Genomic DNA, 8,143 nt, shown 5'->3' with positions numbered 1-8,143 from the left:
CGCCGGAGCACCATCTGCGATCAGGCCGAGCGGGCGGGCCACTGGCCGGCCGGGTCGGAGCAGGCCCGGATCTGCCACAGCATCTACGGCTGAGCCGACGGCGGCCCCGAAGCCACGGACACGGTAGGCGCGGCCGGCGCGGTCGGACCGGTCGGAGCACCCGGGGCCCCCAGCAGGCCCTTGTCCAGCCGGGGCGCCAGCACCCGCGCCAGGGTGTCGGTGATGTGCCCGGTGTCCCGGTACAGCACCACGCCCTCCAGTACGGCTGGGCAGGAGGGCCCGGTGCCGGGGCAGAGCAGCGGCCCGAGGTCGAGGGTCCGCACCCCGTACCGGGCCGCGAGCCCGCCGTCCAGCACGGGGTCGGGTTCGAAGGCGGTGTCACGCGGGAAGAAGCAGGCGTCCGAGCGCCCGTCGGAGGCGGCCAGGCAGGTCGGGATGTCCTTCCCGGGCATCGGGGTGTCGCCGAGGTAGGCGAGCGGGGCGCCGAGCGCGGTGAGCCGGTCCAGGGTGCGGGTCCAGCCCTCGGTGCGCTCCTCCTGGCTCCCGTAGCGGTTGAGTCCCGCCATCAGGACCAGGCGCGGCTTGGGCCCGGAGGCCAACCGGGTGAGGGTGTTCTCCCGCCAGCGGTCGCACTCCTCGAAGGTGCGGCCGAGCACGTTGTTGCGCACGGTGAGGGTGGCCAGCGGGCAGCCGGGCTTGACCAGGACCTCCAGGGCCCAGTGCCGCTGCTCGGCCAGGGCGAGGGCGGCGGAGATCCACTGCCCGGCGTGCGAGTCGCCGAGCAGCACGATCCGGTCGGGGCTGTCCTCGGCACCGAAGAGGCAGCGCGGGCTGCTGTCGGCGTTGAGCGGGATCTCGCAGCCCTTGCCGGGCGGGAAGTCCTCCCGGGCCCGGGCGAGCGAGGGCGTCAGGGCGAGCACCCGGATGCCGGGGGCGAGCAGGCTCGGGCCGTCGGCGGCTCCGGCGGGGGCCGCCGTGGGCCCGGAGGAGGGGTCGCCGAGAGCGCGCACGGTGCCGCCGCCGAGGGTGAGTGCGGCGATCAGCGGGATGACCAGGGCGCTGGCGCCGACCGCGAGCCCGCGCCGGGGCGCCGGGCTGCTGCCGTACCGCAGCGGCTGCTCGACCAGCCGCAGGGTGAGCCAGGCGGGTAGCGCGGCGGCGGCGGTGAGCGCGAGCAGGGTGGTCCAGGGCAGCACACCGTACCGGGCCTGGGCGATGGTCAGTACCGGCCAGTGCCACAGGTACCAGGCGTACGAGAGCCGTCCGGCGGCGCGCAACGGGCGGGTGGCGAGCAGCCGCCCGGCGTCGGCGGCGCCGAACGAGCGGTGCCCGGCGAGCAGGACGGCGGCGGTGCCGAGGACGGGCAGCAGCGCGGCGGTGCCGGGGAAGGGGGTGTTGCGGTCGTACAGGAACAGGGGCGCGAGCACGGCCGCGAGGCCCAGCCAGCCGAGCACCCGCAGCGACCACGCCACCGGACGCCGCTCGGCGCGGGCCGCCGGAGCCGAGCCCGCCAGCGCCGCGCAGGCGCCGGCCGCGAACTCCCAGAGCCGGCTGCCGGTGGAGAAGTAGGCGAGCGGCGCGGAGGTGGCCGTCCAGCGCAGGCAGAGCGCCAGCGATACACCGCCGACGGCCACCGTGGCGAGGGTGATCGCCACGGTGCGGCGGCGCCCGTACAGGTAGCGGGCGAAACCGAGCAGCAGCACGCCCCAGAGCAGGTAGAACTGGTTCTCCACGCCCAGCGACCAGAAGTGCTGCAGCGGGCTGGGGTCGTGTTCGGCGGCCAGGTAGTCGGTCTGCCGGCCGACGAAGCGCCAGTTGGCGAACTGGCCGGCGGAGGCGATCAGGTCGCGGGCGAGGTCGGTGCCGCGCAGCGGGTCGAGCAGGGCGCCGCCTGCGACGGCGGTGGCGACGAGCACGGTGGCGGCGGCGGGCAGGATGCGTCGGGCGCGGCGGGCGGCGAAGTCCCACAGGCCGATCGGGCGGCCGACGAGCAGGCCGGTGATCAGGAAGCCGGAGATGACGAAGAAGACGTCGACGCCGATGAAGCCTCCGGTCAGGCCCGGGACAGCGGAGTGGAAGGCGAGGACGGAGAGCACGGCGACGCCGCGCAGCCCCTCGATGTCGGGGCGGAAGGCGGTGCGCCGGCGGGCCTGCCCGCTCTCGGCGACGGTGGCGCGCTGCGGGGCGGCGAGTTCCCGGTCCACCCGGACGACGCCGGGCAGCAGTTCAGCGGAACCGGAGGCGGAGGCGGAACCGGAGACCGGAGCGGGTTCCGGTGTGCCCGGTGTGGCGGCGGAGGAGGACGACGGTGGTACGGCCGTTGACACGGCGGTGCTCCTTGCAGGGCTGGCAGCGGTGGTCGGGCCCGCCGGGCCGATGGGGCGGCCGGGCGGTCTCCGCGCCGGTGGGGCGACGCGCAAGGAAACTCAACAATCAGTCGGTGGAGCAGAACTGACGAGACATCAGAACATCAGCGGATCGGCCCAGCCGGAGGCCAGCAGCCCGCACAGCAGCAGTACGGCGGTGACGGCGACGGCCTCGGCCCGGCCGAACCCGAGGTCGGAGCGGCCCCGTGCGGGCGCGGCGACCTCGCCGACGGCGCCCTTGCCGCGCTTGTTCCCGTTCAGCAGCGGCCACAGCTCCCGGATCAGCGGGATCATGGTGTACGCGGTGAGCGCGAGCAGCCCGGCGAGCGCCCAGTACGGCCGCCAGCCGTACAGCAGCGCGGCCCGGACCAGTCCGGCGGCGCCCGCGAGGACGACGAACCCGAGCCAGCCGACCCCGATCCGGGCGACGGCGCGGGCGAGCGAACTGCCGCCGGACACGGCGCCGGTGGGCACCCAGTCGGCGGAGCGGCGGCGCAGCGCGTGCGCGATGGCGACCACGTGGCAGAGCCCGCCGAGGAGCTGGACCCGGGTGACCTCGAAGCGCCAACGGGTGCGCGACATCGCGGGCAGCAGCACCAGGGCGACCCAGATCGGCGGCAGGAACGGCAGCACCTGCCAGGGCTGGATCTCCTCGGGCCGGAAGAACAGCATGATGAGGGCGGGCAGCGGCACGGCGAAGACGTTCACCGCGCTGGTGACGTAGCCGAGGATGCCGTTCCAGAAGCAGAGCCGGGCGGATCGGGAGAGCGGCCCCCGGCGGAAGTCCGGGTCTCGCACCAGGGCCAGGGATCCGAGGCACCAGCGGTACTGCTGGCTGATGAAGGCCGGCAGGCCGGTGGGCGACATGCCCTTGGCGACCAGTGCGGGGACGTAGCGGGTGGCCCATCCGGCGCGGGCGAGGGCGAGGCCGGTGTAGAGGTCCTCGCTGTGGTCGATCTCGGCGAACCCGCCGATCCGCTTCAGTGCGGAGCGGCGGTAGAGGGCGTTGGTGCCGCAGCAGACGGTGCCGTCCTGCGCGTCCCGGGAGGGCTGGATCCAGCGGTAGAAGATCTCCTGGGTGGCTCCCGCGGCGCGTTCGAGCCAGGACATGTCGGCGTCCGTGTCGAAGCACTGCGGGCTCTGCACGATGCCGACCTCGGGGTTGTCGAGGTAGGGCACCAGGTGGTGCAGGAAGTCGGGGCGGGGGCAGAAGTCGGCGTCCAGGACGGCGACGATCTCGCCGGTGCCCTCGGCCAGGCCGTGGTTGAGGTTGCCGGCCTTCTTGAAGCGGCCCCGGTCGGGGCGGGCGCGGTACAGGAAGCCGTAGGACTCGGCGAGTTCGCGCACCTCGGGGCGGCCGGCGTCGTCGAGGACCAGGACGGTGAGTTCGCCGGGCCACCGAACGGCCGAGGTGTGCCGGTAGGCGTTGTCGAGGACGGCCAGCGGTTCGCCGGCGGTCGGCAGCAGCAGGTCCACGCTCGGGGCGCGGGCGGGGCTCCAGGCGCGCAGCAGCAGGTCGTGCGAGTCGCGGGTGAAGCGCCGGGCGCGCTGGCCGTCGGTGAGCGAGAGCAGCCAGGTGGCCGCGTTGAGCACGGTGAGCACCAGGAACGGCCAGAGCAGCGGCCGGCTGAGGGCGAACAGGCCGAGTGTGGCGGTGGCTCCCGCGTAGGACAGGGTGGCGCAGAGCAGTACCCAGCGGCGTTGCGGGCCGAAGTACCAGTAGAGCTCCTCGTCGTCGGGCGGACCGGGCAGTCGGTGGCCGTCGGGGTCCGCGGGTGTCCGGCGCGGACCGGTGTCGGGTGCGGGCATGGCGGTGCCATGGAGAACGGGCATGCGGAAATGGCCCCCCTGGGCAGCGGACGGAACGTGGCCGTTCGCACCCAGCTTCTCACATTGGCCTAGACCAATAATGAACGAGGTGTGACATCTCCGCATCGCCCCAGCTCACCGACTTGACAGCGCGTCACCTGCGGAAACCCGGTCGAGCGGGACTGAACCGGACCCCGAGGGCGAGCCGTTTCAGCAGGCTTCCAACTCCCTGTCAAAGCCGTCGACTTCCGCGTCCAGCCGTCGACTCCCCTACGCCGCCCTCAACTCCTTGACGAGGTGCTCGAACCGGAGATCCGGCCGGAGCGGGATGCCGAACCGCTCGTCGTCGTACGGGAACGGGCTGAACTCGCCGGTGCGCCGGTAGCCCCTCCGCTCGTACCAGGCGATCAGGTCGGCGCGCTGCTCGATCACCGTCATCTCCATCGCACCGACGCCCCACCGTTCGACGGCCAGGCGCTCGGCCTCGGCCAGCACCGCCCGTCCGATGCCCCCGCCCTGGAGCCCGGGGCGCACCGAGAACATGCCGAAGTAGGCCCGCTCACCGCGCCGTTCCAGCTGGCAGCAGGCGAGCATTCCGCCGTCCCGCTCGGCGAGCAGCACCAGGCCCTCGGCGTGGCTCACGGCCTGTGTGACGGCCTCCGGGTTGGTGCGCCGGCCGCCCAGCAGGTCCGCCTCGGTGGTCCACCCGGCCCGGCTGGAGTCACCCCGGTAGGCGGACTCGACCAGGTCGACCAGCGCCGGGACGTCGGCGGGCGTGGCGGGCCGGAACGCGGGCTCCCCGGCGGGCCGGGCGGAGTCGGTGGCGGTCTCGGTCATGGCTGGTCCTCTCCTCACGTGCGGGGCCGCCCGTGGTGGCCGGCCCGCGGGCATCGTGCCACAGCGGGCCGCGCGCTCCCGGAACCGCCCCGAGCCCGGCCCGGCGGCCGCCCGCCGATTCCCCGGTCCGGTTTCGCGGCCGACCGGCCCGGCAAAACCGGCAACGCCGGCTGCCGGTCATGACGTTCCGGCACATGTGACGTGCGTTCACCATGTGAAAAAAGATGCCTGGCGGCGGTAACAGGTACATGACTACTCTGCGGTACGGCCGGTCAGACCCCGGTCGTACCAGGTCATTTCGACCTTTCCCCCGTTCGGAACCAGAGGAGTGTCCATGCCCCGCTCTTCCCGCTCCGCCCGCACCACCGGCACCGACGGATCGGCCCGCCGCCGCCTGCCCGCCCTGGCCGCCCTGGCCGCCGCGACCGCCCTGGCCGCCGGTGTCACCGCCCCCGCCTACGCGGCCGAGCCCGCCTCTGTTGCCCCCGTCGTCGAAGGCCGCCCCGGCTTCCACCCCGATCAGGACTTCGCCGGCTCCACCGTCGCCGCCCACGAGGGCCGCGGCACCGCCGCCCCGTTCGCCTCCCTCGCCGCCACCCAGACCCCGGGCCTGGACGTCTCCGGCTACCAGGGCAACGTCAACTGGTCCTCGGTGTCCGCGAACGGTGCCAAGTTCGCCTACGTCAAGGCCACCGAGGGCACCGGCTACACCAACCCGTACTTCGCCCAGCAGTACAACGGCTCGTACAACGCGGGCCTGATCCGCGGCGCCTACCACTTCGCGCTGCCGAACGCCTCCTCCGGCGCCACCCAGGCCAACTACTTCGTCAGCCACGGCGGCGGCTGGTCCGCCGACGGCAAGACCCTGCCGCCCGCGCTGGACATCGAGTACAACCCCTACGGCGCCACCTGCTACGGCCTCAGCCAGAGCGCGATGGTCAGCTGGATCCGCGACTTCAGCGACACCGTGCACTCCCGCACCGGCCGGTACCCCACCATCTACACCACCACCAACTGGTGGACCCAGTGCACCGGCAACAACGGCGGCTTCGGCACCACCAACCCGCTCTGGATAGCCCGCTACTCCACGTCCGTCGGCACCCTGCCGAACGGCTGGGGCTACCAGACCTTCTGGCAGTTCGCCGACTCCGGCACCTTCCCCGGTGACCAGGACTACTTCAACGGCGCGGCCGACCGCCTCCGCGCGCTCGCCCTGGGCTGATCCGCCTGCCGTTGGGCCCCCGCCGAGGCGGGGGCCCAACGGGTGGGGAGGTCCGGTTCAGAGGGCCTTGAGGCCGTTCAGCAGCTTCTGGCCGCCGGGGCTGCCGAGGCCGGTGCACGGGTCCCAGTCGGGCCCGGAGGCGTACGCGCCGTTGCTGCCCCGGGTGATGTCCCGCAGGACACCCGTCGCGAACTTCGCGTACAGCAGCGGGTTGAGGAAGCCGACCTGGGCGGAGCCCGGAAGGCCCTGGTTGACCCGGGCGAGCAGGGCGGACCACATCGGGGCAGCGGCACTGGTACCGCCGATCTGGTTGAAGTGCACACCGTCGGCGCTCGGGATGACCACGCCGGTCTGGGGGTCGGCCAGCGCGGACACGTCGGGCACACCGCGCCCGCGGGCGTGGGGCGGGTTGACCGACGGCGGCACATGGGCGTCGGCCTGGTACGGCGGCACCGGGAAGACCTTGCTGATGCCGCCACCCGTCCGACTGCCCGGGCCGTCGTCCCAGCAGATCTCGCTGACGACCTGCCCGTTGTCGACCACCAGGCTGGTGCCGCCGATGCCGAGCACGTGCGGGCTGGAGGCGGGGAAGTCCGCGTGGGCGCGCTCGTCGTCGGCCTGGTCGCGGGAGCCGTCGTCGCCCGAGGCGCAGCAGATGCTGATGTTCTTCTCGGCCGCACTGGCGAAGGCCGCGTCGACCCGCTTCATCGCCCCGATCGTCCACCGACCGCCCGGGGTGGCTTCGGGGTTTCCGTAGCTGATGGAGACCACCCCGGGCCGGTTCTCCGTGTCATTGACGATCCGGGTGATCACGTCGACCCAGCCCTGTTCGGTGAACGTGGTGAAGTAGACGACGATCTTCGCCTTGGGGGCGAGGGCACCGACGACCGCCAGGTCGAGCATGATCTCGCCGGTGGTGTCGGCCGTCTCGAAGTCGGTGTCCTGACCCGGTTCGTTGCCGGGGGTGCCGACGCCCGGGACCACCACGTTGGTGATCTCCGGCATGTCCTGGTGCAGGACGTTGACGAAGTAGTTCCGCAGGGCATCGAGCGAGTAGCCACCGGACGGGACGCCGGGCGGCGTCTCGCCGTTGAAGGCGAGGACGGCGATGCACTGCCCGTTCCCGTCGGTGCCGGTCGGGTAGGCGTACGGCGCCTGGAGCTGCGGCGGGAGGAAGGCTCCCGGCCGGATCGTCGGGGCGGCGTGCGCCACCGGGACCGTGTCGGCGGCCCGGCGGATCAGCAGGCGTGAGCCGATCGGCCGATCGTCCAGGCCGAAGACGCCGGTGACGATGCCGTCCAGCTCCGCGGGTACGTAGATCTGGCCCTCACGGCCGCGGTAACTCCGGGGATTGCCGTTGGCGTCCTGGTAGCGGTAGCGGGCCAGGGTCACCTGGAAGGCGTCCGCGACGTCCCGGGTGGTGCCGGTCAACTGGATGCTGCGGGCCGGAGGGTTCGGGTTCTCGACCTTGAGGTTGTGCTCGGCGGCGAAGGCCTCGACCGCCTTGAGGTCGGTGTCCAGCCACCGGTGGGTGGCGGCGTACTGATCGTCGCTGGGCAACGTCCGTCTGGTCGGCGCCTGGAGCGCCAGCTCGTAGACGTCGGGCCGTGCTTGCGCGTCGGGGTCGCGCCGCAGGTAGACGGTGACGGTCAGCTGTGTCTGGGGGTGGGCCGGTCCGATGACCCGCGCTCCGCTGAGCGGGACGCGGGAACTGTCCGGCAGCGCCACGTAGTGGGTGCTTGACATGATCGCTCCAGCGGTCGGGTCGACGCCGGGAGCTCGCGACTCCTGGCCGCGCGCTTTCGACTGTCCGTGTACGGCACACGTATATGTCGTACACGTACAGCGTCCTCCCGGCCCTCCGTCGCGTCAAGGGGCGTCAGGGGCGTCGAGGGGCGTCGCCCCCGGC

General features: G+C 73.1%; 5 protein-coding genes. 1 reads left to right on the top strand and 4 read right to left on the bottom strand.

Annotation, left to right across the window (positions count from 1 at the left end):
• Positions 1 to 83: 83 nt before the first annotated feature.
• The 3 genes from ACFU7Y_RS34685 to ACFU7Y_RS34675 form a co-directional block, all read right to left on the bottom strand.
• A complete protein-coding gene (locus tag ACFU7Y_RS34685; RefSeq protein WP_380770743.1) occupies positions 84 to 2,327 on the bottom strand; it encodes an acyltransferase family protein in 2,244 nt (747 codons plus the stop codon).
• Positions 2,328 to 2,462: 135 nt separating this feature from the next.
• Complete coding sequence (locus ACFU7Y_RS34680) at positions 2,463 to 4,199, bottom strand: cellulose synthase catalytic subunit (protein ID WP_308020140.1); 1,737 nt, start codon at positions 4,197 to 4,199, stop codon at positions 2,463 to 2,465.
• A 246-nt stretch (positions 4,200 to 4,445) separates the two neighbouring features.
• Positions 4,446 to 5,012: a GNAT family N-acetyltransferase gene (locus ACFU7Y_RS34675; RefSeq protein ID WP_224275641.1), complete on the bottom strand. Its 567-nt coding sequence runs from the start codon at positions 5,010 to 5,012 to the stop codon at positions 4,446 to 4,448.
• 334 nt (positions 5,013 to 5,346) lie between these two features.
• Between ACFU7Y_RS34675 and ACFU7Y_RS34670 the strand changes: the two genes are divergently transcribed.
• Positions 5,347 to 6,234 carry a lysozyme gene (locus tag ACFU7Y_RS34670; protein WP_380770742.1) on the top strand — a complete coding sequence of 296 codons (888 nt, stop codon included), beginning with the start codon at positions 5,347 to 5,349 and terminating at the stop codon, positions 6,232 to 6,234.
• Positions 6,235 to 6,291: 57 nt separating this feature from the next.
• Here the strand turns inward: ACFU7Y_RS34670 and ACFU7Y_RS34665 are convergent, their stop codons facing one another.
• A complete protein-coding gene (locus ACFU7Y_RS34665; protein WP_224277948.1) occupies positions 6,292 to 7,980 on the bottom strand; it encodes a protease pro-enzyme activation domain-containing protein in 1,689 nt (562 codons plus the stop codon).
• Positions 7,981 to 8,143 lie beyond the last annotated feature (163 nt).

This window comes from Kitasatospora sp. NPDC057542, from assembly GCF_042801945.1.
GTDB lineage: Bacteria > Actinomycetota > Actinomycetes > Streptomycetales > Streptomycetaceae > Kitasatospora.
Note: the sequence above shows the minus strand (reverse complement) of the source record. Positions and strands in the feature narration are given on the sequence as shown.